The organism is Crystallibacter permensis, assembly GCF_025960875.1.
Taxonomy (GTDB): Bacteria; Actinomycetota; Actinomycetes; order Actinomycetales; family Micrococcaceae; genus Crystallibacter; species Crystallibacter permensis.
This window is the reverse complement of record NZ_JAODLR010000002.1, coordinates 168366-193006: the sequence shown is the minus strand read 5'-3', so window position 1 is coordinate 193006 and position 24641 is coordinate 168366. Positions and strand designations below refer to the sequence as shown.

The window sequence follows — 24641 nt, the reverse complement described above, 5'->3', positions numbered from 1 at the left end:
CCGGCGAGGGGTAGGAAAAGCCCTTGTCAGCGGCACACAGACTCCGCCCCGGTGCTGTGCGAATGCACACTGACGGGACGCCTCCGCCTCCCATAGTCTGTGACCAAGACCGCAAATCCCAACCGGAAGACCGGTCCGCACTCCGTCCGGGAGCGCAGGTCCAGGGCCTCGACCGACCTCTTGCCCTGAGGTTCTGGAACCGAACGGTGCCGTGGCAGCAGACCCTGCCACGGCACCGCATCTGGTCCTCCCGGCTGCAGGATGAGAAGCCGCGCTTAAGGACCCGCAATGACGCACACTGTTCTGGAAGAAAAACCGACCGAGAGCACCCTCAAATCCACCACCGGCATGGCCGCAGACGCGTTTCTGGACGCCTGCGGTTTCGGCTCCGGCCGCTGCCCCTACTGCGAAGGTCCTGAAACGGACTGACCCCTGGCGCCTGCTGCCGGGCTCCTCACCCTGGCCCGTGCGCCGCGGGCCTACGTGTCAGAGCTCGGGGACGCATTCGCCTTGGCCGAGGAGGGCAAGGCCGGCACGGTCCCCGTCGGCGAGTTGGGTCTGGGAGTTCCCGCCCGCGTACATCAGCTGGCCCGGATCATCCACATGGTCCAGCCCCAAGACGTGGCCCAGTTCATGCACGACGACGGACCGCGCACCTTCCCAGCCACCGGGGTACTGCAGGACCTCGCGCATCTGCGGGCCGTCCAGCTCAACCTGCCCGGTGACATAAACCATCGTTTCGCCCTCCAGGCCTACCGGCGAGCTGCCGCCTAGGCCGATGGTGTCGCCACCCAGATCCGGATTGTCCTCGGGTGTTGACCAGGCAATGAGCACCGGTGCCCAGCGTTCACCGTAGCGGTCAGGTTGGTACTTCGGCCGGCGAGCCTGGGGCGCTTCGGTGGTTTCGCCGTCGTTAATGAACTGGAGTCCGGAAGCCGCCGAGACAATGCCGACCGCCTCCTCGATCATTTCCGCGCCTCCGGCCGGCGCCCCGTCCGCGCGGACTACATAGTGGATCGGCCGGCAGGGGTCGAAGGCGACGAAGGGCTGGTCCAGCCCGTCGAATTCGAGGAACCTGTACTGGTCGGAGCCGGTGGCGGCCGGCGGGGTGCCCAGCGGCGCATCCGCAGCTTCAACGCCCGACGGCGGCATCTCGGCTGCCGCTAAAATCCCCGGCAAGGCGTTGAGCACCCGGCTCCCCATGGTTGGGGCCAGCAGCAGGGCGCCAACAACAGTGATGGACACCGCCGTGGTCAGCCAGAGAGGGTACCGGCGGTTCCGGGGGAGACCACCCCGGTTCCTGCGGCCTCGAGCGCGCCGTAGAGGGTGCGGGGAAACCGGGGAGGCCGTGGACACCGGGGGAGTCCGCCAGCCTGCCGGGGCCGGCCCCTGTCCAAGGGCCTCATCCAGCGCCCACTGCGGGATGCGTCCGGACACGGAACTGCGCAGGGTCTCCGGTGCCCCGGAGACCCTGCGGCTGACGTTTTCGGCGGGCGGAGGGTGCGGCCCATCCCCACGGCTATATGGCATTTGCTTCCCCCAACTGCCCGATCCACCCGGCCGTAGCCCACGGCCAGGACAATTCTGCGGCCGGCTGCTACCGGCCCAGCAGCAGCCAAAGGGCCCCGACGCACGCAGCGACGGCGAACGCTGCCGTGACGGTCCGCATCTGCCGCAGCCGCGGGCCCGTCCGCAGGTCCCGGCGCATCGGCAGCGGGCTGCCCGAGGGTACTGTGACCAGCGGAACCGCGGCGATCATGCCGGTGGGCGGAACGGGATTGGCGGTGCCGAGGCGGATGTCGCGGCGGCGCGGATAAGCCAAGGTCTTCGTCGTGTAGCTCATGAACCTGTCTTTCAATCGGCGGTCCGGCGTAGGTTGCAGTGGTCAGATGAAAAGTTACTTGGGTCACCTTGTGAATACCTTGAGGCCCCTGACAAGCCAAAACACTTCGGGGCGCCAATCAGCCGCGCGAGCGTGATCAAACCGTAACCCAACGGGTTGGTGAATCGGTTACTCTTATTCGGCGCCGCGTGTCTCGGATTGGGGCGGTGCACCAAGTCTCGCTATCTGGAGTTACCTATGAACACCGTTCATTCGCGCCCGCCTGCCTGCGGCCCTTTATATAAACGATTGACCTCCCGGAAGGCCTGGCAGCGCGCTGTTTCGGGCGCCACCGCCCTGACCATCAGCGTTGCCGGAGTGCTCATCATGCAGCCGGCTGCAGCGGCCGAATCCCTCCCCGCCCCGGCCGTCACGGTGACCGAACCAACCGAAACCCAGGCGCCGCCGTCGACGGTTGACAAGGGCCTGGCCGAGCCGCAAACGCTGCCGGACCTGCTCGGGTCCGCGGAACCGGTGGAAGACGCCGCACCGGCGGAAACACCCGCCGCCGACCCCATCGATGAGCCGTCAGTTGGGCCGGCCACTGAAGCGCCGGAGGTCCCCGAGCCGGGACAGACCGCCACTGAACCCGCCGACGATGAGGGCGCCCCGGCATCGGACACCCCCGTCGAGGTGGACGTGGACAAGCTGACCCAGGCGCAGAAGCTCGCCCTGCTCGAGAAGCTGCAGGGCGAACACGGCGCCGAGATGGGCAAGGGCCTGGAGATGCGGCAGGAACGCGAAGCCGAACTCAAGCAGGAAGACGCGCAGGAGGAGCTCGCCGAAACGCTCGACGTCCTGGAGATCGAGCGGACGGCAGCCGTCACCATCGCCGCGGCCACCAACCGCAACCACTGGCGTGCGCCGGGCGTCCAGGGTATGGACGTCTCCGGCTGGCAGCCGAGCGTGAACTGGCAGACCGAGTGGAACCTCGGCGCCCGCTTCGCTTATGTGAAGGCCACCGAGGCGACCAGCTACAAGAACCCCAGCTACGGCAGCCAGTACTCCGGCTCCTACAAGGTGGGCATGATCCGCGGTGCCTACCACTTCGCCATTCCCAACGTCACCAGCGGCAAGGCCCAGGCGGATTACTTCGTCAACAACGGTGGCGGCTGGTCCGCGGACGGCAGGACGCTGCCGCCGCTGCTGGACATCGAGTTCAACCCGTACCCGGAGCTGGGCAACACCTGCTACAACATGAGCCCCTCGCAGCTGGTCAACTGGGTGCGCGACTTCTCCAACCAGATCAAGGCCCGGACCGGCCGCGTGCCGGCCATCTACACCAACGGCAGCTGGTGGAACCAGTGCCTGGGCTACAGCAGCGCCTTCAAGGACCACCCGCTGCACATCGCGCACTTCTCCACCGGCAATGTCACCTACCCGTGGCTGCCCGCCGGCTGGACCCGCTTCGACATTTGGCAGTACAGCGAATCCGGACCCTTCCTGGGGGACTCCAACGTCTGGCGCGGCACCCAGGCGCAGCTCGTCGCTTTCGCCAAGTACCCCAACGGCGTGAGCGCCCCGGCACCCGCCGTAGCGCCGAAGCCGGCCGGCGACTACACGGTCACCAGTGCGGTCCCCGGCGACCTGAACCGCGACGGCAAGACCGACATGGTCTCGCGCCGCACGGACGGCAGCCTCTGGTACTACCCGGGCAACGGCGCCGGCGGCTACGGCAAGGCCGTGAAGATCGGCGGCGGCTGGTACATCTACAATAAGCTGATCGGCGCAGGAAATTACGACGGCGATGCTTACCCTGACCTGCTGGCCCGCCACCGGGACGGCTCGCTCTGGCTCTACCAGGGCACCGGCGCCGTCGGCACCAAGGCCTTCAAGCCCAAAGTCAAGGTCGGCTCGAGCGGCTGGAACCAGTTCACCGAGGTCATCGCTAGCGGTGATCTGAACGGGGACCGCCGGGCGGACGTGCTGGCCACGCGCCCGGACGGGACCGTGTGGTTCTACCCGGGCCTGGGCACCGGGAAGACCGGCTCCCGGGTCCAGGTCGCCTCGGGCTGGAAGTACACCAGGCTCGCCGCTCCGGGCGACTATTCCGGCGACGGCAAAGCCGACGTCCTCGCGGTCAAGGCCGACGGCACGCTGTGGCTGTACCGGGGAACCGGCCGGAAGGCGGCTCTGAATGCCTCGTTCGGCGTGCCGCAGAAGGTCGGCTCCAGCGGCTGGCAGAAGTTCAGCCAGGTCCTCGGCGCGGGCGACAACAACGGCGACAGGAAGCCGGACCTGCTGGGCATCTACCCGGACAAGTCGCTGCGTTTCTACGCCGGCACCCAGATGCAGGACACCTCCGGCATGCTGCCGCGCGCGGCCGCCGGAACGGGCTGGAACGCCTACAATCTGGTGGCGACGCCGGGCGATTTCAACGGCGACGGCAAGGCCGACCTGGTGGCGAGCAAGTCCAACGGCACGCTGTGGTTCGCCGCCGGCAACGGCCGGGGCGGCCACGCGGCCGCGGTGCGCATCGGCACCGGGTGGCAGATCTACACCGCGCTGGTCGGCGTGGGCGACTTCAACCGGGACGGCGCCAACGACCTGCTGGCCCGCGAAAAGGACGGCTCGCTCTGGCTCTACAAGGGCACCGGCCGGGTCAACTCCGTCAGCGAAGGCTACATGCCCCGGATCCGCATCGGCGCCAGCGGCTGGAACCAGTTCAACACGCTGCTGGGCGCCGGCGACGTCAACCGGGACGGCAAGAAGGACCTGGTCGGCGTGCGCCCGGACGGAACGGCGTGGCTCTACCCGGGAACCGGCACGGGCAAGGTTTCCGCGCGCAGCCGGATCGCCACCGGCTGGAACAAGTACGACCACCTCACCGCAGTCGGAGATTACGACGACGGCGGCACCGGCGACCTGACGGCCAGCAAGCCTGACGGGACGCTGTGGCTGCTGGCCGGACGCACCTCCGCTTCGGGCGGCTGGTACGCCGCGGAGCGCAAGATCGGCAGCAGCGGCTGGTCGCAGTACAACCGGATCCTCGGACCGGGCGATGCCGGCACGGACAACAACGCGGATCTGCTGGCGACCAGGCCAACGGGCGCCATGTACTACTACGCCGGCACGCGATTCACGAACAACGGCGTGAAGCCGGGCGTGGTCAAGGGCTCGTTGTAGGATCCGCCGCTGGAACCAGCAGGATCCGGTAGCACTCAGCGGCAGCACCAGGCGGCGGTTTCGGGCATTGTGCCCGGGGCCGCCGCCTTTGTGTTGCCGGAATCCTTGACCGCACTGCCCGGCAGGCGGATGCTGAACTTCATTAGCGCCCCGCCCGGGGCGCGGCTTTGAAGGAGCTGGCTGTGCAGACTCTGGACCGGGACGAGCTCACTACGTACATCATCGCTGCTCCCGAGGCCGTGTACGGCATCGTCGCGGACATCACCAGAACACCTGAATACAGTCCGGAGGTTGCCGAATGCGTTTGGCTTGACGGCGCTTCAGGACCCAAGGTCGGTGCGAGGTTTAAGGCCCGCAACACGGTCGGCCGGGCCAGCTGGCACAATAAGCCGGTGGTCACCACGGCGGAGCCGGGCCGGGAGTTCGCCTTTGCCCGAACCGAACCGTTCGCCGGTACCCTGGTCTGGCGCTACCGGTTTGAGCCGGAAGGAGCGGGGACACGGGTAACCGAATCCTATGAAGTCGTGCGTCCGATCACCCGGATCGGTTGGTGGATCATCCAGTCCGGCAGCAAGGAAAACAAGAACCGGCGGGCAGTCATGCACGCCGGCATGGCCCAAAGCCTCCAGCGGCTCAAAGCGCTGGCCGAAGGCCAACCGCGCTGACCGGACGATGAACGCGCTGACCGGACGATGAACACGAAGGGCGGGGGCAGGGAACCGGACCATCCGGCTTCAAACCCGCGCTGGTACCAGCGGATAGAGGCAACTGCCCTGCTCTGGCTGCAACGGCTGTTCTTTTTCCTGTCCACGGCGCTGGCGGGATGGGCCGTTTACGAACTGCTGCTCGACGAAATTGACGACGGCGGGCGCCGGTTTTGGCTGTTCCTGCCCATCTGGGTGCTGGCGGCTTACGTGCTGTTGCCGCGGCTGAACCGGGTGCTGACGAGGATCTACGTGCCCAGCTATTTCATCGGCCGGACACGCACTGCGGATGGTTTGCTCGGCGATCCGGTGAACCTGGCGGTCATCGGCACTGCCGCGCAGCTGCGGATCGCCATGCTGTCCGCCGGTTGGGTGGAGGCGGATCCGCTGACCTGGTGGACGGGCTGGCACATTGTCCGCGCCGCGCTGTTGCGGCGCAGCTATCCCGCCGCGCCTGTCAGCCCGTTGTTCGTTTTCGGGCACAAGCAATCGCTGGTCTTTGAACGGGAGGTAGCAGGCAGCCCGGCGGAGCGGCACCACGTCCGGTTCTGGAACTGTCCACCGGATTGGCGGCTGCCGGGCGGATTCAAAGTGGATCTGGTGGGTGCAGCCACCTACGATCGGCGAGTAGGACTATCCCTGTTCACCTTCCAGATCACCCACAAAATCGCGGAGAACACGGACACTGAGCGGGACCTGGTTGCGACCGCGCTGCATTCATTCGGTGCCGCAGTCCACACGGTCAGGCACTTCTCCACCGGCTACCACAGCAGGAACGGGGGAGGAGACGCCATCGAAACCGACGGCGACCTGCCCATCATCGCCCTGGCTGGTTAAAGCTCCTCGACCTGGTCGGCGACAACAACGAGTTCCTGCTCAAATTCGACAACGCGCTCCGTCTCGTCGTCGTTCAGATCGATGCCCAGCCTTGGCTCGACGTCGCTCATGAGGAAGCTTTGGACGGTTCCATCGACCCTTACGTCGTCTCCTTCTGCCAGGTTTTCGGTCATGCCGGCGGCCAGCACCATGGTGTCCTCGCCGACAATGAAAACGTTCGGTCCGACTACTTCTTCAACTTCGGACTCCATGGTCACGGACTCGCCCAGGATCTTGGCCGCGGCGGCAGGGCCCTCTTCCTCTGCCTCCTGGACCGGTGTTTCATTTCCGCAGCCGGTCAGCAGCGCCGTACCGAGCGCCGCTGCCGAGAGCAGCAGGATTGGCCTGTTCCTTCGTCCCATCATGATTTCATTCCTCGGATTGGAGGTGGCGTACCGATGTCGGGTGCCCTGATGGCTCCAACATAGGCAGGGCGGTCCAGCCCAACAACGGAGTTGGCACGATTGTGACCGGCCGCCCCGCCTCCGAATTAAGCGTTGCACCGGGTTGCCGCCGGTCGTGCCTGCTGAAAGGACTGCGCAGATGCTTTATGCGACTGTGACAAGGATGCACGCCTAGCTGTGACTTGGGCCGTTGCTCTGGCGAGGGCGAACGGTTATCTGTAGCGTGACCGCATGGGAACCGGTAAAACCGTGCCGTTATGGCAGCGGGCCTTGGCGTGGCTGGCCAATCTCGTGCGGCTGGCTGCGCTGCTCAGCTGTGTGGCGGCGGCAGTCTGGTTCGGCCCGGCCGAAGTGTTCCGGTTTGTCGCGGTTTTCCTGGGTTTGCTGCTGCCGCGCTGGGCAAAGGCTCCTGCGGGTTTCGATTTTTCCTTCGGGCTGACTGTGCTGGTGGCCGCGTGGAGCGGAGTCCTTGGGTGGTACGAGGCGCTGCGCTGGTGGGACGTCGGCGTGCATTTCCTGACCACCGGAGCAATCGCAGCCATGGCGTACTTCGTGTGCTCCCGGATCGGCATTGTTCCCGGTATCCGGGAAACGGCCGTGCCACGCCGAAGCGCCCGGCTCGTTCTCCTGCCGCTGGCCTTCGGCGTGGCTACGGCCGCCTGGTGGGAGTTGTGGGAGTGGTTCGGCCACAACTTTCTCAGTGAGGATATTTTTGTCGGCTACGATGACACCATTCTGGATCTGGCCGCGGGAACGCTGGGATCCCTGCTTGCCGGCGGTGTGATGGCATGGTGGTCATCCCGACGGGCCGGGATTGCCGGTCAGGAAAGCAGCACGAGGATCGGTTGATAGGACCATGACATTACCTCGAAGCCGGAGTACTCCGGGGTCCCGCCGGCCCGGACCGCGGTGGCCGGCAAGGCGGAAGGCAGAGGCCCTGGGTACAGCAGCCGGAGGCGGGCCGCGGCGGATCCAGGCATTCCGCTTGGGTCTTGCCGGCGCCTTAGGCGTGGGCGTCGGGCTTGTCGTCTGGGCCGCGGTCTCGTCGCTGGCGACGCTGATCATCTATGTCGGGCTGGCGCTCTTCGCCGCCCTAGGGCTTGACCCCGTGATCAGGTGGCTGGAAAGCATGAAGGTGCCCCGCCCCGCCGCCGTTACTGTAGCGATTGTGGTCCTCGGACTCATCACAGCCGGCCTGCTGTATTGGATCATTCCGCTTTTCATCAGGGAAGTCCGGGACCTGATCGCCTCACTGCCGCTGTTTACCGAACAGGTACTGCGTTCGGACTGGGTGGACAATGTAGAACGCATCCTCTCCGGCTATCTGGACGTGGACCAGCTGGCCGGGGAAGTGACCGGATTCCTGAGCAACCCTGCCAACCTGATCGCCCTCGGCGGCGGAATCCTCGCAGTCGGCGCGGGATTGGCGGGCGGTATTTCCGGCGCGATCCTCGTGTTCATCCTGACCGTCTATTTTGTGGTCTCGCTGGGCCGGATGAAGAAGCTTGCCTATGATCTGGTCCCCGCGAGCCGGAGGCCTGCCTTTATCGAGGTATCGGAAGACATTGCCCATGCCATCAGCCGATATCTGGTCGGGGAGTTCGGGCTCTCCTTCATCAACGGTGTCCTGTCCGCGGTCTTCCTGACAATGATCCAGGCTCCGAGCCCGCTGCTGCTGGCCACGGTGGCCTTTCTGGGTTCCTTCGTGCCGATGGTAGGAACGATCGTCTCCTCCACGATCATCACCCTCGTCTGCCTCGCCGGTTCGCCCCAAACAGCACTGGCAGCCGGAATCTACTATCTGGTGTACATGCAGGTGGAGGCCTACATCCTGACGCCACGGATCATGGACAAGGCCGTGGAAGTGCCCGGCGCCCTTGTCGTCATCGCCGTGGTTGCCGGCGGAACACTGGGCGGTGTCCTCGGCGCGCTGGTGGCAGTGCCCCTGGCGGCATCGGCAGTGATTATCGTGCGGAAAGTGGTCATCCCCAGGCAAAACCTGCATTAGCGTCCCGGCTCTGGCGGCGGCACCGTGCGGGCACTACGCTGGGCTGAACAAACCATCAGTCTGCTTATGAGCGGCGGGAGCCTTGGCTATGAGTGATTTAAGCGACGTGCGCGAAGGAATGGACGTCTTTGATGCGTCCGGAGAAAAAGTCGGGACGGTGAAGTCAGTTAAGTTCGGGGATCCGCAGGCGACCACCGCCGAGGGGCAGACCTTTGAGCGGGAACCCAATATCGTCCAGGCGGTGGCGACGGCGCTGAGCGGGCAGACGGACCTGCCGGAAGAACGCCGGGAACGGCTGCTGCGACTGGGCTATGTAGAGGTGGACGGAAAGGGCTTTGGCAACAACTTCTTTGAAGGCTCCGACGCGGTAAAGCGCGTCTCCGGAAACACCGTTTACCTGAACCACAGTTCGTGAATTCATGGAACTTTCTCCACGTTTTCACGCATTCGCACTGGCGCCTGGGAAGGGGCCGTGGCTAGCCGCACTGCGGAGCGGCGTCGGGAACCGGGAATCCGGCTCCCCGTCGAGCCTCGGGTAGGCGGTGCGCAGCCCCAGCGGGCCTTGAACGCATCGTCCAGCCGTTGGCGGACTGTCCCACGCTGTGACTTGGTTTTCGAGTCGCCTTGGGTATGCCAAGAACGTCTTGACAAAACGACCCGTGCACCGTTGATGTCGGCGTGGGTTTTCCTGCCGCAGAAGCGGCAGGAAAACTTGAGTCCCTTGCGGTTCCCGTCATGGACGAGACCGCAGGAGGAGCATTCCTTCGAGGTGTAGGCAGCGTTGACCTCGATCACGTCGAGGCCGGTGTCCTCGGTCAACGCTGCGAGCTTTTTCCTGATGGCGGCACGGCCGAAGCGGGTGACCAGACGGTTCATCTCCCGGCTCATGCCGCCGCCCCTGGCATCGAGCTTTTCGACGACCAGGCCCTGGATGTCCTCGGTCGAGAGCTTGTTCAGGATGCGGTTGACCTCATTGACGATGTATTCGCGCATGCGTCGCTGGAAGTTGCGGTACCGGCGGTTGGTCTTGAGACGGATACCCTGCCGCTGAAGGCTCTTGGCGAGTTCCAGTGCTTGCCGGTCCAGCTCCGTCAGATGCGGCATCGCGCCGACGCCGAACAGGCGGCCGTCGCTGGCCGCGAACAAGCTCTTCATGCCCCAGTCGAGGCCGAGGTATTCACCCTCGGGGCGCGGTCGGGCGATTGGGGATTTTTTCTGGAGGACGAACTGCAGGCTGCCATCCTTGAGCACGTTGAGTTGCACGAAGTCGGAGACCTCGCCCGGGGAGTCGATGAAGAACCGGTGTGCCTTCAGCGGGATCCATGCCACGTCGCGCTTTACCAGTGTGGAGATGCGTATCCAGTAGTCGAAGGAACTGTTCTTCGAGGGTTCGACCTGTGCGATGGTGCCGTCCATGAGCATCGTGTTCACCCGGGACAGATCCGGCAACGAAACGGCACGTTTGCCTACCTGCTTGACCATATGCCGGCAGAGCTTCAACAGTTCCGCAGGCACCGGAAGTTCCGCCGCGGCCCAGCCTTTGCCAGGCTTCCCGTCGCTATGCCGGACCTCGCCGGTAGCCTTGTTCACCAATATCGGGAGTACCAGTTCCTTGGCGTACCACGCCTTCCGCGCGTTCACCCGGTAGAGGACGGTCCGGGTCTCATCGTCCAGGCCGGAGCCGCCGATAAGCTCCCGAACGGCGTTCCTTACCAGGCCCGTCCAGGAGTTCAGTGCCTGAAACGTCTGGTTGTATACGGACTTGACCTGCCGGGCGGACAGTTCGGTGGTGAACGTCAGGTCCGTTATTTTGGTCGGCATGCGCTTCATCAGTGGCTGGCCGGTAAGGATTTGCCGGTGCAGCTGGGCCTGCATGCCGCCGAGGGCGTCGCGCCACGGACCCAGCAGTGCATGGACCCGGGCGAGTTTGCCCTCGTTCGCGAAAGTAGGCAGCGGGTACGCCCGGACCTTGATGGCCTGCTTCTGCAATGCCCCGGTCGCCGTCATTTACCGGCGGCTTCGTCGTCAAGGGCAACGATGAGCTTCTTGCTCCGGCGTCGTGAACCGCGCAGCCCGTACAAGCCCGCGGTGAACGAGTACATCAGGGACAAGAAGCCATCGCTCTGATCCGAAGTCTGCGCAAGGTCGGCCGCCTCGACGCGGAGCCCTTCCAGGGCGAGGAACACTTCGAAGCGGGTGTGCCCGGCGCGGGCGAGCCGGGCACAGTGTTTGACGACGGGCGCGCCCCGGTCCTCCGAACGGAGCAGCTTCATCAGGTTCGGGCGTTCATCGTGGACGCGACCGGCCGCTTCTCGGGTCACCGACACGACCTGAGGCCCCGCGCCACGCAGTAGCCGGCCATGCACCGTGCACTGACCCTCCCAGCCCGCCTTTTGGGCGCGGAGGAAACCCGGGCGCAAAACGGCGGCCCTGCATGCCCTGAGCGACCCGAACCCGGGCACGTGGATGGTGCCGCGCCCGTCCTGCCACGCACCGGGGAATGTGCCCGGCTTTGCACCGGCTCCACGCAGCACGATATAGCCCGTTCCGGCCTTCGTCGAGTACTGCGACAGTTTCATAACGCTTACGCTAGCGGGAAGGTGAGACATTATTTGTGGATAAAAATCCATAAACAAAGACACTAGTTACTAACACCCGCGGGGACGGACAAAATCCTAACCGGCAACAGCCCTGACGGATCGTGCAGGCGTACAGCCGCCTCCCAGCAGGCATGGAGACCGCGTGAAGTTTGACCGAATAGTGTGATGACCGGCCGCAGCCGGCTGATTACCCACGTGGAAGGTGACCTTCCGCTGCCAAGGCGAGCGGCCGACGTCGTTGTTTGGAAGGACATTATCGTATTGCGCTCAGCGTTCAGGACACTGGTTGCCGTGTTGCTGTTTGGGCTGGCCGTCACCGGATGTTCTTCGATTCCCGACATGGGGCCGGTAGATAAGATCGAACCGCCGACCGAAGGGGCCCCGGTCGGGGACTACACCTTCAATCCGCCGGGACCCGAGCCTGGTGCGGGACCAGAGCAGGTCATCGAAGGCTTCCTGCTGGCGGGCACCGCGGCCCAGGATGATTACGGTACGGCGCGGGAATTCCTGGCTCCGAAGCTCGCGGGCGAATGGCGGCCTACCGAGCGGACGCTGGTCTACGACGGCGGGGTAAAGATCACCAAAGCAGCCGGGGAACACGCCTATGTCCTGAACTTCGAGGTGGCGTCCGTGATTGATTCCCGCGGCATCAGGGTCATTGCGGATCCCGGGACCACGCGTTCCGTGCCCGTGGAGCTCGAACAGGTGGACGGCCAGTGGCGCATTTCCGGCATACCGGATGGGACGATGGTCTCCGCCTCGGACTTCCCCTCGCTGTTTGAGGGGTATACCGCGTATTTCTTCGACCCCACCTACAGCTACGCGGTTCCCGACACCCGGTGGCTTGCCAGCCGCCAGGGAGTCGCGGCGAACCTGGCAACGCTTCTGCTCGAAGGTCCCGCGCCCTATTTGGCCGAAGCCGTGGTGAGCGTTTTCCCCGAAGGCACCCGGCTCGCGCAGCAGGCGGTGCCGGTCGAATCTGGTGTGGCCAGCGTGGACCTGACGTCCGCTGCCCTTGACGGCACGACCTTCTTGGACCGCCAACGGATGCAGCAGCAACTGGAGCTGACCCTTGGTCCGCTGAACACGGTGAGCAGCATCAGGATGACGGTGGGCCAGCGTGATGTTGAAATCGGTGAAAGGGCCGCGGCGGGATTCGAGCCGGCGGTGAAGGATCCGGCGGTCGGAAGCAGGCAGATTGCCGTGCTCGACGGCGAGCTGGTCTTCTACGAAGGATCCGCCGTGCAGAACACGCCACTGCCGAAGGTTTCGCAGCTGCATCCGAGCGAACCCGCGCTGGCTCCCAACGGGGACGAAGCCGCCTTCCTCGGCGACGGCGGACTTTACACGATCGGTGCGGACGGAACGGTCAGGAACGTGGTCGCCGGCACGGAACTGACCGGTCCCAGCATCGGCCCGTTTGGGTGGGTCTGGACCGCATCCGGCCGACGCGGCACGGTCTCGGCGGTTCCGCTGGACCAGGGCGGCGTGCCTGCAGCGCCGGTTGCTGCAGAATGGCTGGCAGGTGCGGAAGTGACCGACTTGAGGATTTCGCGCGACGGAACCCGCGCCCTGCTGGTCACGCAAGAGGACGGGGAGAGCAAGGTGCTGGTGGCGGGCATAGTTCGTGACGGGGAGGGGGTCCCCATCCGGCTGAGCGAGCCGAACGAACTGCCTTCTCCTGTCGCCGCCGACAGCGCAGCCTGGGCAGACGAAACGACCGTAGCGGTCCTGGACTCCGACGGCAGCGAGGCCGCTGTGCTCCGGCTCGACGGCAGCTCCGAGGAACTGGGGAAGCTGGACGGCATGGAAGAAATCAGCGCAGGGAACGGACCGGACAACATCTACGTCCAGGCTTCGGACGCTCTCTACTCGCGCGTGGGGCAGAGCTGGGCGCCGCAGCCGCCACCGCTGGTCCTGGATCCGGCCTTCCCCGGCTAAGCGGGGAATCCCAGCATCAAGGCTTGGGGGAGCTGTGCACGCTCGAGCCCACCGGAATCAGGACTTCCCGCGGCCCAGGTTCTTCGGACCTCTGATCAGACCGATACCGAGCAGCACCCCGCCGAGCACCAGATGGAACCAGTTGTCCGCTTCGCCTGCGGGCACCCACAGGGTAGACCCGTACCTGACGTTGATGAGCCCATAGGCCGCGCAAGCGACATTGAACAACGCCAGCCCGATCAGGGTGGCTTTTGTCGCACCGGCGCTGCGCTGCGCAGCAGCAAAAATGCCGACCGCGAAGAGCAGCATCAGAACATTGTGCGTAATGGTCACCGGTAGCAGCCCGAAGAGGAGGGCATCGGTGCCGATGCCGGTTACCTCCAGCAGGCCATACTCAGTGGTAATGCCCGGGATGAAGCCAAGAATTCCCAGCAGGCCCAGGACTATGGCGACGACCCGCGCGGTTTTCTGCACCGGCGTTGCATGGGCCCGCCGTTCGTCCGGGCGCGGTTTGTTCATGTTGACCATTTTCTTCTCCCTCGGATTGCGACCTGCAAGGCCATGCTTCTGTCTTTGGACCAGCCCCACTGTCTGCTTGTTGGCTTTCCCTCCTTATCCGCTGAGTGCCGTAATGAGAGCCAGGAGGGCCGCATAGAAGAGAACTCCAACCTGCGGCGATCTCCGGGAGCAGGTGCAGAAAAACATAAGTGACCGCCAGACCGCCCGCGAACGACCCCGTGGCACGTTCCGGTACCAGCGGCAGTTTGCGGATGCCCGGTGCGCTTAAATGCAGCGCGGCGAGCAGGACAGCGATAAACAACGACCCGGCCACGCTTTGCGCCACATTCAGTTCAAGGGTCACCCGGAGAACTCCTAACGACGTGCGTGCGGGACGGTCAGGAAGGTACGGCTATCACCTCACCGGAGGATAGGGGTAGCCGGGGTAGATGTATCCGGGAGCCCAGTAGGGGGTGTATCCGTAGTAGCCGTAGAGATCCTCGTAATAGCCGCGTTCCTCGACGATGTCGGGATCGTACGTTGGCGCACCTGCTATCTTGTCTTTTGCCTGGTCAATACGGACTTCATCGGCAGTGATGCCGGAGACGGCTTCAACGGGAATGAACGACTTTGTCTGGCCCAGCCCCAGGAATCCTCCGGAGGCGACCACCAGGAAGCGTACGTTGTTCTCCGTCGGGTCGACCAGGAGGTCGTCGACTTCGCCAAGGTCTTCACCGTCTCTGGCTTTGACGTTCCTGCCACGGATGTCTTCGTCCTCTTGGGAGACGGTCCGGGCAATGTCGCTGAGCTTTTGGAGGCTGGCGGCTTTATCGTCTGTCATGATTTCTCCTCGTCGCAATTCAGTATCGAGCGGGTTCGGTTGCTTGGTCCTGGACTCCTCCATCCAGGGCGGGTTTGTCTGCGCCCTGTTTTTCACGTTACGGACGGTACCGAGGGGCTGCAACGGATGTTATCCACCTGTGACTCCATCCGAGGCCGGGAAGCCGCTACATCGTTTTCCCTGCCGGGCGCGTGATCATCCGCTAATTTTGGGCAGGGAAATGCGCTGGAGCGGTTCAAGGCGACACTCCAGCGCAAGGGCCGAGCTATGGCTACGGCGGTGCCGGAAGCCGGAAGCCGGTCACCGGCAGGCCGGCTAGGGCTTGTGTGCGTAGGTTAGGCAGTCCGCATTGTCGGCTCCCGGGCCGACATGGACTTCGGCTGCGCTGCAGAGCAGGTGGTCGTTGTGGACGCACTCCGCCCGCTGGCAAGCGCCCACCTGGGCGAGAACCTTGGGCAGGCCGCCATGCTTTCCGATGTCTACAAAGGTTGCGCAGGCGGCATGGTCTTCACCTCCGCCTACGGTGATGGCAACCGCGGTACAGCCTTCATGGTCATTGAACCCGCAGCGGGTCACGCTGCAGTCGGCAACACTGGTGGTAACAGTCACGACAGAACCTCCATGTCAGGTCGTCCGGAACGGACGACGCCTCATTCCACGATAAGCCCGGATGGAGCTGAATAATTAGTGCTGATTTTGTGCCCTAATTGTCGCTGTCTGTCCGTGATGGCGGGATCAAGAAAGCCCGTGTGGTCCAGGCTCATGACAGACCTGCCGCCAGGTTTGATGCGGTTGGTGCGGGGCCAGATGTAGTCGCGGGTGAGGTTGATGTGTTCCCATCCCCGGGGCGAGCGGAATCCCAAAAGGTCAGGATCGGTGGTGCCGTCGTCGTTGTTTGGGTAGTGACGGTGCAATCGAGACCGAAGGCAGCCCGGCCGGTGGCAACCCAGGCACGCTGATCACAGGCCCTGCACAGCAACGGCATAAGTAGGACCTAGCCACCCGTGTTGGGCTGGTAAACGAACAAGCCACACGACAAGTCAGACCCAGGAACGTCCCATGACGAACGAGGACAAGGATCCGCGATGAGTGCAGATGAAGTCTCCCAGAAGTTCACTGAGGATCCACCCGCGACGCCATCGGGCCGGGCCGGTAAGCGGTTGATCGGCATCGATGCGGCCCGCGGCCTGGCGCTGGTCGGGCTGATGGCCATCCACCTTTTCCCGTCCGAGGACGAAGTAACGCAGGAGCCGACCCTGGCGTGGAACCTGTTCTCCGGAGACTCGGCTGCGCTGTTCGCGCTGCTGGCCGGGATGGGGCTGGCCCTGTCCTCCGGCGGGTCGGCCCCGCACCGGGGCAAGCGGATGACTGGGGACAGGATTGGCTTGGCGGCGCGGGCCGTGGTGATCGGGTCCATAGGGCTGGTGATCTCGGCGATCCTGCCCTGGGATCCCCCGGCCTACGGCATCCTGGTGTACTACGCGGTGTTCTTCCTGATGACCATTCCGTTCCTGCATTTGCGTCCTCTAATGCTCTTCCTCAGTGCAGCGGCCTTCAGCATCATCGCCCCGATCCTGCACCAACTGCTGGGTCCGGTGTTGCCGGAGTCCTCGGCCTGGAACCACACCGTGGTGAACCTGGTTACCGAACCGCTCGGCACGGCCTCGGAACTGCTGCTCACCGGCTCCTATCCGGCCCTGGCCTATATGACCTATCTCCTGGTCGGGCTGGGCCTGGGCCGGCTGAACTTGCGCAGTATCCGGGTCCAGGGACTCATCACTGGGACCGGTGCCGCCCTGGCCGTCCTGGCCAACCTGGCGTCATCCCTGCTGCTCAAGGTCGCCGGCGGATACGAGGCGTTATTGGCCACCCCGGGCATGACCAGCAGCGATCTTGAGCGGGCTCTCACATTCGGTCCGGACGAAATCTCTGATCCCTCTGCCTGGTGGCTGGCCATCGCTACCCCGCACACCAATACCCCCCTTGCCATCGCCGCCAGCCTGGGCATGGGGCTGCTGGTGACCGGGGTCTTCCTGCTCATAGCACCCAAGGCCGGGCAGTGGCTGAAGCCCCTGGCCGCCATGGGTGCCATGACCCTCACTCTCTACTCCGCCCACCTGATCGCGCTGGCCCCGGAACTCCACTACGACGAACCCGCCCTGTGGTTCGTCCTCCACCTGATCACAGCCGCCGGATTCGCCTGGGTCTGGCACCGGAAGTTCGGTCAAGGGCCGCTAGAGAGAATGGTCGCCGCGGCCGCCCGAAATGCCAAGCAAACAGTGAAGGACGAAACCACCGACGCCACCCCCGCTGCACCAGCAACTGGACTTCCGGATGCGCCCAAGGCCGATCCACTCTTGGGCAGCGGCCGCGACAGACGGGACGGATCCGACAGCGGGCGGCAGTGAGCGGCGGTGTCCATGGAGAACCGACCGGTGATGCCCCGTTAGTAGGCCACGACCTGCAGGACCGCGGCAGCGTGACATCAGCCGCATTTGGGGTGTTGGATCCGGACGGGCGGAACTATGTCGAGGTTCCCTACCGGTGCCTTTCCCATCCGGCCGTCACCTTGTGGGAACACCGCCAGGTACTGTCGCGTTTGAAACAGCGCTGAACCGATAGTAGGGAAAGGCCCTGTCACCAGGCATGGCCATCGGGTCTACCCGGTGGCAGCCGGGCGGGCCGAGGGCTGGCCCGGCCCGGCAGCGCACTTTATTTCTTCGCGAGTTTCCTGCGGACCAGGTAGGCCGCGACGGCGATGAGGGCCAGGAGTATGGCGCCGCCGGCGATGAGTGCGCCGGTGTTAGGTCCTTCGCTGGTCTGGGATGCCGGTGTTGCGTCTGCATCCTCTGTTTCCTGGGGTGCCGGGGTGGTTTCCTGCGGCTGCGTTGTTGCGGCTGGGGATTCTTCCGCCGCTGCACTGGACGTTGCCGGGTCCCCGGTTTCTGCCGCAGGCGTTTCTGCGGCGTAAACGAAGGTGAAGGTGCCTTCGATGGGGTGTCCGTCGGCGGAGACCGTCCGCCAGGCGACCGTGTGTTCGCCTTCATGGTCGATTACGGCGTCGATGCTCAGGACGGCGCCGTCAATGGTGACGTCTCCGCTGCTGACGATGTGTCCGTCGGGGGCGGTGACTTCGATTTGGCTGGACTCGATGCTTTCGCTGGCCAGCGGGGGATTGCTCATGGTCAGGGTCACTTCGCCGGGATTTTCCGTCACGGTCTCCCCGTCGGAGGGGGTGGTCGAGAGCAGGGAGTCGTGGGCCTGGGCCGGCGCGGTCCCGAAGAATGCCGCCAGCGTAAGGGACAGGGCAGCGATCAGGGCTGCGGGGCCGGCGGTTTTCGTGGATCTCTTGGACATGGTGGATGGACCTTTCTGAACTGCTTCCGGGCGTATTCGACCGGGCGCAGGAGGGATGTCGGGAACAGGAATGATCCGGCCGGCACCCCGTCCAAATCGTTCAGAGGGGCAGCAGCGCCGGGACAGGCCTGGATGGTGGCCCACGCCGCCCATGGACATACGGGCAGACGGCGGCGGTCGGACGGAAAACAGGGCCGCCAATGCCCTGGCGCAGCCGGACGGAAGGCATGGGTGTTGGCCGCAGGAGAAGAACGAGCGGCCGGAGCCAAGCGGTCAGCAGCCAGAGCGCTTCCTCGCTTCTGGCCAGCATCAGGACGGTGGCGGCGGTAGCCAGCGCATGGGCTCCGAACATCAGCACTCCCGCTGCATCATTGATGACGTGGCTAGCTGCAGGGGAGCCGGGCAGTTGGCACGCCAGCGACGCCACATGTGCGTGGTGGCCGCGGGTTTCCCCTGCCGAGGGCAGGCAGGCCGCGGACAGAGACATTGCCGTGAAGGCCTGGTGCAGCAGGAACTGTCCGCCGCCGACCAGACCGGAGAGCATGGGGAAGGAAAACCTGCGCGAGGAGAGCATGGTCACCGGGACGAGGCAGAGAACCCCGAGCCCGAGCATGACCGCGGGGGCCGGAAGGGAACCGCCGCCGGCCACATGCGCTCCCGCGGCCAGGGCCATAACGACCGCGACCACGGCGAGGGAGCGGAGAATACGCAGGCGTGCCGTGGCGGGCATACAGATATTCTCCTTCCTCACTTCGGTTGATCTGGTCCTGGCAGACAATAGTAGCGGCGGCGGCCTGTGTATAGCATGTGGAGGTCACCGGGTTTCCGGGCGGAACGCCATCGCCCGGTCCGGGACGGCGGTTAGCGCGGGCTCAGTCGTGGACGGGTTCGCCGGTAATGCGGTGGTCGGCATGGTTCAGGGCTTCCAGGATCAGCCGGTTCAGGTGCCCGTCATGGATGGAATAAACGACCTTCCGCCCGTCCTTGCGGTCATCGACCAGGCCGCTGAGGCGCAGTTTGGCCAGGTGCTGGCTCACCACTGTCCTGCTGGCACCGGTTGCCTCGGTCAGCTCGGTCACATTGGCCGGCCCGGCGGTCAGGACCCAGAGCAGGTGCAGCCGCGTGGGCTCGGCGAGCATCCGGAGCAGGTCCGTGGCCGTTTCCAGCCGGACCCGGTCGGGCTCGACCGGATGCCGGAAACTGGGCACCCGCGCGGGTTCGCTCATGCTGCTGCTTTCATCGACGGGACAAAGGCGGCAGCGTCAGCCGGCCAGGCCTTCCACGCCGCTGCCGCTGCCATTATCGCAAGGATAGCCAGCGCAGCACAGGCGGCGGTCAATCCGATGCCGGCGCCGGCCCACCCGGCCAGCGGGTAGGTGAAGATAAAGCAGGCGTGGGAGAGGGCGAACTGCGCGGTAAAAACATAGGAACGGGTCGACTCCGTGGAGGCCTGGCGCAGCAACCGCGCCGAGGGGGTCAGGACCATCGAATTACCCGCTCCCATGACCAGCCACAGCCCAAGCAGGACCCACCAGCCGCCCCCGGACGCTCCCACGGCGGTCACGCCGGTGGCGGCCAGTAACCCGGCCGGCAGGACCAGGGCGCCGGTGAGCATCAGTCTGCGGTCCCCGACCCGGTCCAGGATCCGCGGTGCCAGCAGCGCCACGATCATCGACCCGGCACCGTAGGCCGCCAGCGCCAGCGCCAGATCGGTATCCGGCCGCCCGTAGACGTCCCGGACGTAGACCACTGAGTTGACCAGTACCATGGCGGTGGCGCACGCAACGACCAGGTTCAGCGCCAGCAGGCTGCGAAGCGTCGGAGTCGCCCGGAAAATCCTCGCCCCGAGCGTGGTGCGGTGCCAGAGCGAGCCTTCTACAGGTGCCGCTGCCGGCACTGGCAGGCGGCAACCGATCACCATCAGCGCCGAGAAAGCGAAGCCGGCAGCGGTTCCGACGAACAGGGAATGATAAGAAATCACGGTCAGCAGCAGTGCCGCCAGCGCCGGGCTGAGCAAAGACTCCAAATCATAGGCCAACCGCGACAGCGACAACGCCTTCGTGTAGTCCTTCTCCTGCGGCAGCACCGCCGGAATCAGCGCCTGGAACGCCGGTGTGAAGGTCGCCGAGGCCGCCTGCAGCAGGAAAACCAGCACGTAAATCTGCCAGACCTCCGTGATGAACGGCAAACACAACGCCATCGCGGCGCGCACCACGTCCGCCCCGACCAGGACGGCCTTCTTCGGCAACCGCTCCACCAGCGCCGCCACGACTGGGGCAACACCCACATACGCGAGCATCTTGATCGTCAACGCCGTGCCGAGCACGGCCCCGGCCATTCCGCCGGCCAGATCGTACGCCAACAGCCCGAGGGCAACAGTCAGCAGTCCCGTGCCGGCCAGCGCCACCACCTGGGCCGCGAACAACCTGCCGTACACCCGGTCACCCAATACAGCCAGCACGGCAATTCTCCCTTTGATCCGCTCCAAGATACATATGTGCATTTATGTGCACATAACTAGTGTAGATCCATGCGCTGGTTGCAACAGGCCTTCACGACTGCCCCAAGAGCAAGGCAAGGCCCGAAGGGCGCAGCAGGGCCAGTTATTTCGCGTTTTTACGTCAGCGCTCCTTGACGTCCTCGGGCAGCTCCTGCCTGCCACTATGGAACTTCCGGCCTCCGTAAGCACAGCAGTCATGGAGCTCTCCATAGAGCTCCTTGCCTGCTGACTCGCGCTCTTCCGGCTCGTGCGCCGCGGTCCTGTGAGCTGCTCCCTCCTACCAGAACAAATTGGCGATGCCAGCGGCGTTCAATTCTGCCGAGTCGTGGATTCGCAGAAGAATGTACCTCTGCGCACATAGAAGCAGTAGGTATCCACTTGGGTCTACAAAACGCACCTGGGTGGCGGTGGTCAGGTCCAAGGAGATGCAACTGCAGGATTCGCTCACGCCGGCCTGCACGTAGATCGGGTAGGACAGGTCCGCCTCCGGCTCCATGTCCGGCAGCCGGTTCTAGTTGATGCCAGCGGCCTGTTGGTAAAGCCTTCCTCATCAGCGTCCACAGATTTTCGCCCGGCTGGGCGCCCTTGCCCTCGAAGTACTGGTTGTAATGCTCGCCCGGACGTCCACCTCAGCGGTAGGACTGGTTGAGCTCGTGGTTTTCCAGGGCAGTCCCGGGACTCCCGCCCAAAGGCCTCGAAGGCTGTGTGGAATCCGGCAGGTGCCTCCAGCGAATCCACCAGCATGTCGCCTGAACGCCTGCACCCCTCGCTGCCTGTGAGGCCATCGTCCTCCCCCCGTTGGCTCCCCGAGTGGGCTTTCGACTTCCCGGGCTGCTCTCTCCTCGCTGCGCCGATTACTCGAGGGCGCTGCTGTCCTCAGCCAGGCTGGTAGCGGCATGTGTGATCGCGTCGGTCATAATGCTCAGCGCCTCCTGATCAACGTTGCTGATGTCATCGCCTGACGTGTGGTAATTGGGATCGCGCGGCTCCCTTGCCTCGCCGCCGAAGAGGTTGGCCTCCTTGCGCGATTTCCTCTCGTCGCCACCGGTGAACAGGCCGCCCACTGCAACGCCTTCCTCAATGAACGCCCTCTGATCGGAATCGAAATTCCACCCAGTAGCCACCCAGGGCTGGTCGCGGGAGTCGAAGTAGTCGGTGAAGAACTCCATGATCTGCCTCGAACCGTCGGGCACTTCGAGCCGGGGCCTGTGATCGGATTCCCGTGCATCATAGACCCCGATGACATAGTTGGGTGAGGCGACCATGTCGAAGTTCAGGTAGGCGGCGATGTTGTCGAGTTCGCCGTCGTCGTCCGCTGCCAAGTCCTCGACGTAGTGCTTGGAACCAGGTGACTTCGAAAATTCCTCCGCTCCCCACCATACAAAGCGCACTTTGTTGTTGGGGTCGTCCTGCTGGCTGAGTTCTTTCGCGGCCTCGAGCAGTGCCGCCGCGCCGGAAGCGTTGTCATTGATCGCCGGGCTGTTCCGCACCCCGTCCAAATGTGCGCCAAGCATGATCACATTGTCCTCGCGGCCGGTTTCGGTCTCGGCAAGGATGTTGAAAGACTCAAAATCTTCGCCGCGACGTTCGAAAGTGAAGTACTGGCGGCTGCTTTGATACCCAATTTTGGCGAGTTGATGTTCGACGTACCGGGCCGCGGCCTCATAACCGGAGGTGCCGGTGGCGCGGTCGCCGTGCTCATCGGCAATTGCTTGAAACACTTTCAGATGGTCATATGCTGTCGGATCCTGCACCTGCGGCTCGGTTGCTGCGGGAACCTGCGACTGCGGCCCGGAGTCGCCCGCTCGCGCAGTGACCAAAACAAGCGCCAAAAGGAGAACAATCGGCACGAGCACGGCGAATACAACAATCATTCTCCGGCGCCAGTACAGTTTCATGTCATCCTTATGACTACAACAATTACGACAGCAGTAGTCTAGCGCGGCGGGGCTGTTGGTCAGCGAATGTCCGAAGGCACATATGCGGTCGTGAGGATCAGGTCCGCGGTGGCCATCCAGCGGCCGTTCAGTTCTTCGATCGTGCTGGCCTGACCCACGCTGGCCGGAGCCGGTAAACGAGCTTGAAACGTCTGGGGATCGTGCTCGATCTGCACCGACACATCGTCGAAATCCAACCATGCCCCCGTGAGGGGGTACCAGGCCTTGTACACTGATTCCTTCGCGCTGAATAACACGCTGGACCATGGCAGCGACGGCTCCTGCCGCGACAGCGCATCGATCATCGACCACTCCTCGGGCCGGCAGATAATCTCACACACCTCCGGCGGCAATACCCTGTTCGACTCCGCATCCAAGCCGATGGCGGCGTAGGTGCTGGACTTGGCCACCACTGCGGCTCGATAGTCCAGGGTATGGGTCATACTGCCGACGATACCGAGGGGCCAGATCGGGGCACCTCGGGCGTCCGGCAGCAGCGGATGGACCTCGTATCGATGGTGGGCTTCCAGGGCGAGTCCTGCCAAGGCACGGCGGGCAAGGGCTCGCACCGTGTGGAACTCACCTCGACGTGCAGCAGTCGCCGTCCTGACTGCCGCGTACTCATCCGGAAGAACCACGTCTGGCAGCAGGTCACCGAAGCACTCCGCCGCGTACGTCCCCGGTGGCAGGAGATCTCTCATCAACGGATGGCCGACCCTGATGCCCCGTCAGAGTCTTCTGCCGGTGCGTATTCGACGATCCGTCGGAAGTTTCTGGCGGCCGCAGCAACCGGTCTCTCCAGCGGGCCTTGTCCCAGCCACTGCTTCCAGATCATGCTGAAAGCGATGGCGACCGTAAGATGCACGAGGAACCACACGTATGGTTCCTGGTAGTGCACCTCAGGGCTGAGCGCGAGCAGGTGCGCAGAGTAGAGGGTCAGGGTCATCGTGCCCATGGCAGCGAGGGGCGCCAGCCAGCGTCCGGCCTTTCGTGCGACCAAGAGGAATAGGCCAGTTACTAGGAGACCGAGACCAAGGCTGTTGGCGATCGACAGCGGCATGTTCGTGTGCGGAGTGACGATGGCGAGCCACCACCCGGAGGTATCCGGAACGGTCTCAGGTCCCCAGAGGATGGCTTCGTCCAGGCCCTCCACAGTCATTCCGGAAGTTGCCAGCAGCTGCTCGTAGCCGCCCGCGAGGTAGAGCAGGATCGAGGACGTCGCGCTGGCCAAGATCGCGAGGGCGGCTCCCGTTCCGGCGACGTAGGCGAGTCTGGAGTTCCTCCGCAGGTCCAGCCGTCCTACCCCCAATCCGACCAGGATGTAGCACATGTACGGTAGTGCCGGGTACGTTCCGGTCAGCAGTAGCTGCGAGGCCACGGCGGCCGGCTCGGAGAAGAGATGCCCCAGAGTGGGGTTGGTGGACGACCAATCAGGCAGCACCGGGGTCAGCCGTTGCAGCAGGATCGGCGAGACGATTGCGAAGACCGCTGCAATAAGGAAGAGTGCTCTGGGTCTTAAATGTAGGAACGGAATGGCCAGCAGGAAGAACACCGAGTAGAAGAGCAGAATGCCATAGGCCGGGGGATCGTCCGTAGGCATGAACTCCGCGATCACTAGGGCTATGACTCCGATAAGGACGGCCCGGACCGCCAGTCCAAGGCGGTTCCCCGCCATCCTCCGCCCCCGGTGCGGCCTCGGTCCACCAGATGACAGTGCCAGGCCCGCCCCGGCCAGGAAAGCGAACAGCGCTGCGGAGTGGCCGAAGAACGGTTGAAACAGCAAAGTTGGGTTGCCGGTGTTCTCATTCTCGCCCGGAAGGATGTGGACGACCATCAACCCAATCAGGGCTAGACCGCGTGCCGCATCGATGCCGGTCAGCCGCGTATTACTCTGTGTCGACGTCACGCCTGCTCGGGCGATGTGGCCTCCTTGGCTGTCCTGAATCAAGCCCATCTTCGTCCTTCTT

Annotated in this window: 24 protein-coding genes; 9 read left to right on the top strand and 15 right to left on the bottom strand. The window is 64.5% G+C overall.

The annotated features are described in order from the left end of the window. Positions 1-288: 288 nt before the first annotated feature. Positions 289-429 (top strand): hypothetical protein, encoded by a 141-nt coding sequence (locus B0G38_RS03245; protein ID WP_264668117.1) that lies wholly within the window; start codon positions 289-291, stop codon positions 427-429. A gap of 57 nt (positions 430-486) precedes the next feature. Here the strand turns inward: B0G38_RS03245 and B0G38_RS03240 are convergent, their stop codons facing one another. Both B0G38_RS03240 and B0G38_RS03235 read right to left on the bottom strand, forming a co-directional pair. Then, the gene (locus tag B0G38_RS03240; RefSeq protein WP_264668116.1) at positions 487-1245 is read right to left on the bottom strand and encodes a matrixin family metalloprotease; all 759 of its coding nucleotides are present in this window, start codon (positions 1243-1245) and stop codon (positions 487-489) included. A gap of 352 nt (positions 1246-1597) precedes the next feature. After that, the gene (locus B0G38_RS03235; RefSeq protein ID WP_169995093.1) at positions 1598-1843 is read right to left on the bottom strand and encodes a hypothetical protein; all 246 of its coding nucleotides are present in this window, start codon (positions 1841-1843) and stop codon (positions 1598-1600) included. Positions 1844-2080: 237 nt separating this feature from the next. Here B0G38_RS03235 and B0G38_RS03230 point away from each other — a divergent pair, with 237 nt between their 5' ends. The 3 genes from B0G38_RS03230 to B0G38_RS03220 all read left to right on the top strand — a co-directional run bounded on the left by B0G38_RS03230 (position 2081) and on the right by B0G38_RS03220 (position 6549). Next, complete coding sequence (locus B0G38_RS03230) at positions 2081-5008, top strand: GH25 family lysozyme (RefSeq protein WP_264668115.1); 2928 nt, start codon at positions 2081-2083, stop codon at positions 5006-5008. A 182-nt stretch (positions 5009-5190) separates the two neighbouring features. Further along, positions 5191-5673, top strand: coding sequence for an SRPBCC family protein (locus B0G38_RS03225; RefSeq protein ID WP_264668114.1), 483 nt, complete (start codon positions 5191-5193; stop codon positions 5671-5673). 27 nt (positions 5674-5700) lie between these two features. After that, a complete protein-coding gene (locus B0G38_RS03220) occupies positions 5701-6549 on the top strand; it encodes an LssY C-terminal domain-containing protein (protein ID WP_264668113.1) in 849 nt (282 codons plus the stop codon). On the opposite strand, the gene B0G38_RS03215 is transcribed toward B0G38_RS03220, so the two are convergent. After that, entirely contained in the window at positions 6546-6953 is a 408-nt protein-coding gene (locus tag B0G38_RS03215; RefSeq protein ID WP_264668112.1) for a hypothetical protein, read from the bottom strand. The two genes, B0G38_RS03220 and B0G38_RS03215, sit on opposite strands and share 4 nt — an antisense overlap. A gap of 270 nt (positions 6954-7223) precedes the next feature. Here B0G38_RS03215 and B0G38_RS03210 point away from each other — a divergent pair, with 270 nt between their 5' ends. From B0G38_RS03210 to B0G38_RS03200, 3 genes are all read left to right on the top strand, one after another. Then, positions 7224-7841 (top strand): hypothetical protein, encoded by a 618-nt coding sequence (locus tag B0G38_RS03210; protein WP_264668111.1) that lies wholly within the window; start codon positions 7224-7226, stop codon positions 7839-7841. A gap of 136 nt (positions 7842-7977) precedes the next feature. Next, positions 7978-9000 carry an AI-2E family transporter gene (locus B0G38_RS03205; RefSeq protein ID WP_264668110.1) on the top strand — a complete coding sequence of 341 codons (1023 nt, stop codon included), beginning with the start codon at positions 7978-7980 and terminating at the stop codon, positions 8998-9000. 88 nt (positions 9001-9088) lie between these two features. Further along, positions 9089-9415, top strand: a complete 327-nt coding sequence (locus B0G38_RS03200; protein WP_264668109.1) for a PRC-barrel domain-containing protein — start codon at positions 9089-9091, stop codon at positions 9413-9415. Positions 9416-9417: 2 nt separating this feature from the next. On the opposite strand, the gene B0G38_RS03195 is transcribed toward B0G38_RS03200, so the two are convergent. Beyond that, the gene (locus B0G38_RS03195; protein ID WP_264668108.1) at positions 9418-11007 is read right to left on the bottom strand and encodes a zinc ribbon domain-containing protein; all 1590 of its coding nucleotides are present in this window, start codon (positions 11005-11007) and stop codon (positions 9418-9420) included. Next, the gene (locus B0G38_RS03190; protein ID WP_264668107.1) at positions 11004-11579 is read right to left on the bottom strand and encodes a recombinase family protein; all 576 of its coding nucleotides are present in this window, start codon (positions 11577-11579) and stop codon (positions 11004-11006) included. The genes B0G38_RS03195 and B0G38_RS03190 overlap by 4 nt, the downstream gene beginning before the upstream one ends. A gap of 312 nt (positions 11580-11891) precedes the next feature. Here B0G38_RS03190 and B0G38_RS03185 point away from each other — a divergent pair, with 312 nt between their 5' ends. Further along, positions 11892-13541 carry an LpqB family beta-propeller domain-containing protein gene (locus tag B0G38_RS03185; RefSeq protein ID WP_264668106.1) on the top strand — a complete coding sequence of 550 codons (1650 nt, stop codon included), beginning with the start codon at positions 11892-11894 and terminating at the stop codon, positions 13539-13541. A 57-nt stretch (positions 13542-13598) separates the two neighbouring features. Here the strand turns inward: B0G38_RS03185 and B0G38_RS03180 are convergent, their stop codons facing one another. From B0G38_RS03180 to B0G38_RS03170, 3 genes are all read right to left on the bottom strand, one after another. Further along, positions 13599-14069, bottom strand: coding sequence for a DUF4383 domain-containing protein (locus B0G38_RS03180; RefSeq protein ID WP_264668105.1), 471 nt, complete (start codon positions 14067-14069; stop codon positions 13599-13601). A gap of 385 nt (positions 14070-14454) precedes the next feature. Continuing rightward, positions 14455-14880: a PRC-barrel domain-containing protein gene (locus B0G38_RS03175; protein ID WP_264668104.1), complete on the bottom strand. Its 426-nt coding sequence runs from the start codon at positions 14878-14880 to the stop codon at positions 14455-14457. A gap of 315 nt (positions 14881-15195) precedes the next feature. Further along, complete coding sequence (locus B0G38_RS03170) at positions 15196-15489, bottom strand: DUF1540 domain-containing protein (protein ID WP_169995070.1); 294 nt, start codon at positions 15487-15489, stop codon at positions 15196-15198. Positions 15490-15965: 476 nt separating this feature from the next. Between B0G38_RS03170 and B0G38_RS03165 the strand changes: the two genes are divergently transcribed. Then, positions 15966-17288 (top strand): heparan-alpha-glucosaminide N-acetyltransferase domain-containing protein, encoded by a 1323-nt coding sequence (locus B0G38_RS03165; protein ID WP_264668103.1) that lies wholly within the window; start codon positions 15966-15968, stop codon positions 17286-17288. Positions 17289-17592: 304 nt separating this feature from the next. Here B0G38_RS03165 and B0G38_RS03160 read toward each other — a convergent pair whose 3' ends face one another. From B0G38_RS03160 to B0G38_RS03130, 7 genes are all read right to left on the bottom strand, one after another. Continuing rightward, the gene (locus B0G38_RS03160; protein WP_264668102.1) at positions 17593-18237 is read right to left on the bottom strand and encodes a copper resistance CopC family protein; all 645 of its coding nucleotides are present in this window, start codon (positions 18235-18237) and stop codon (positions 17593-17595) included. Between the two features lie 100 nt (positions 18238-18337). Continuing rightward, positions 18338-18967, bottom strand: a complete 630-nt coding sequence (locus B0G38_RS03155; RefSeq protein WP_264668101.1) for a selenocysteinyl-tRNA(Sec) synthase — start codon at positions 18965-18967, stop codon at positions 18338-18340. 142 nt (positions 18968-19109) lie between these two features. After that, positions 19110-19463, bottom strand: coding sequence for an ArsR/SmtB family transcription factor (locus B0G38_RS03150; protein WP_264668100.1), 354 nt, complete (start codon positions 19461-19463; stop codon positions 19110-19112). Continuing rightward, entirely contained in the window at positions 19460-20698 is a 1239-nt protein-coding gene (locus tag B0G38_RS03145; RefSeq protein WP_264668099.1) for an MFS transporter, read from the bottom strand. The genes B0G38_RS03150 and B0G38_RS03145 overlap by 4 nt, the downstream gene beginning before the upstream one ends. Positions 20699-21591: 893 nt before the next feature. Further along, entirely contained in the window at positions 21592-22635 is a 1044-nt protein-coding gene (locus B0G38_RS03140) for a M20/M25/M40 family metallo-hydrolase (protein WP_264668098.1), read from the bottom strand. 59 nt (positions 22636-22694) lie between these two features. Continuing rightward, on the bottom strand, positions 22695-23375 hold the full coding sequence (locus B0G38_RS03135) for a 4'-phosphopantetheinyl transferase family protein (protein WP_264668097.1): 681 nt from the start codon (positions 23373-23375) through the stop codon (positions 22695-22697). Further along, a complete protein-coding gene (locus B0G38_RS03130) occupies positions 23375-24628 on the bottom strand; it encodes a heparan-alpha-glucosaminide N-acetyltransferase domain-containing protein (protein WP_264668096.1) in 1254 nt (417 codons plus the stop codon). Before B0G38_RS03130 ends, B0G38_RS03135 begins: the two co-directional genes overlap by 1 nt. Positions 24629-24641: the final 13 nt, after the last annotated feature.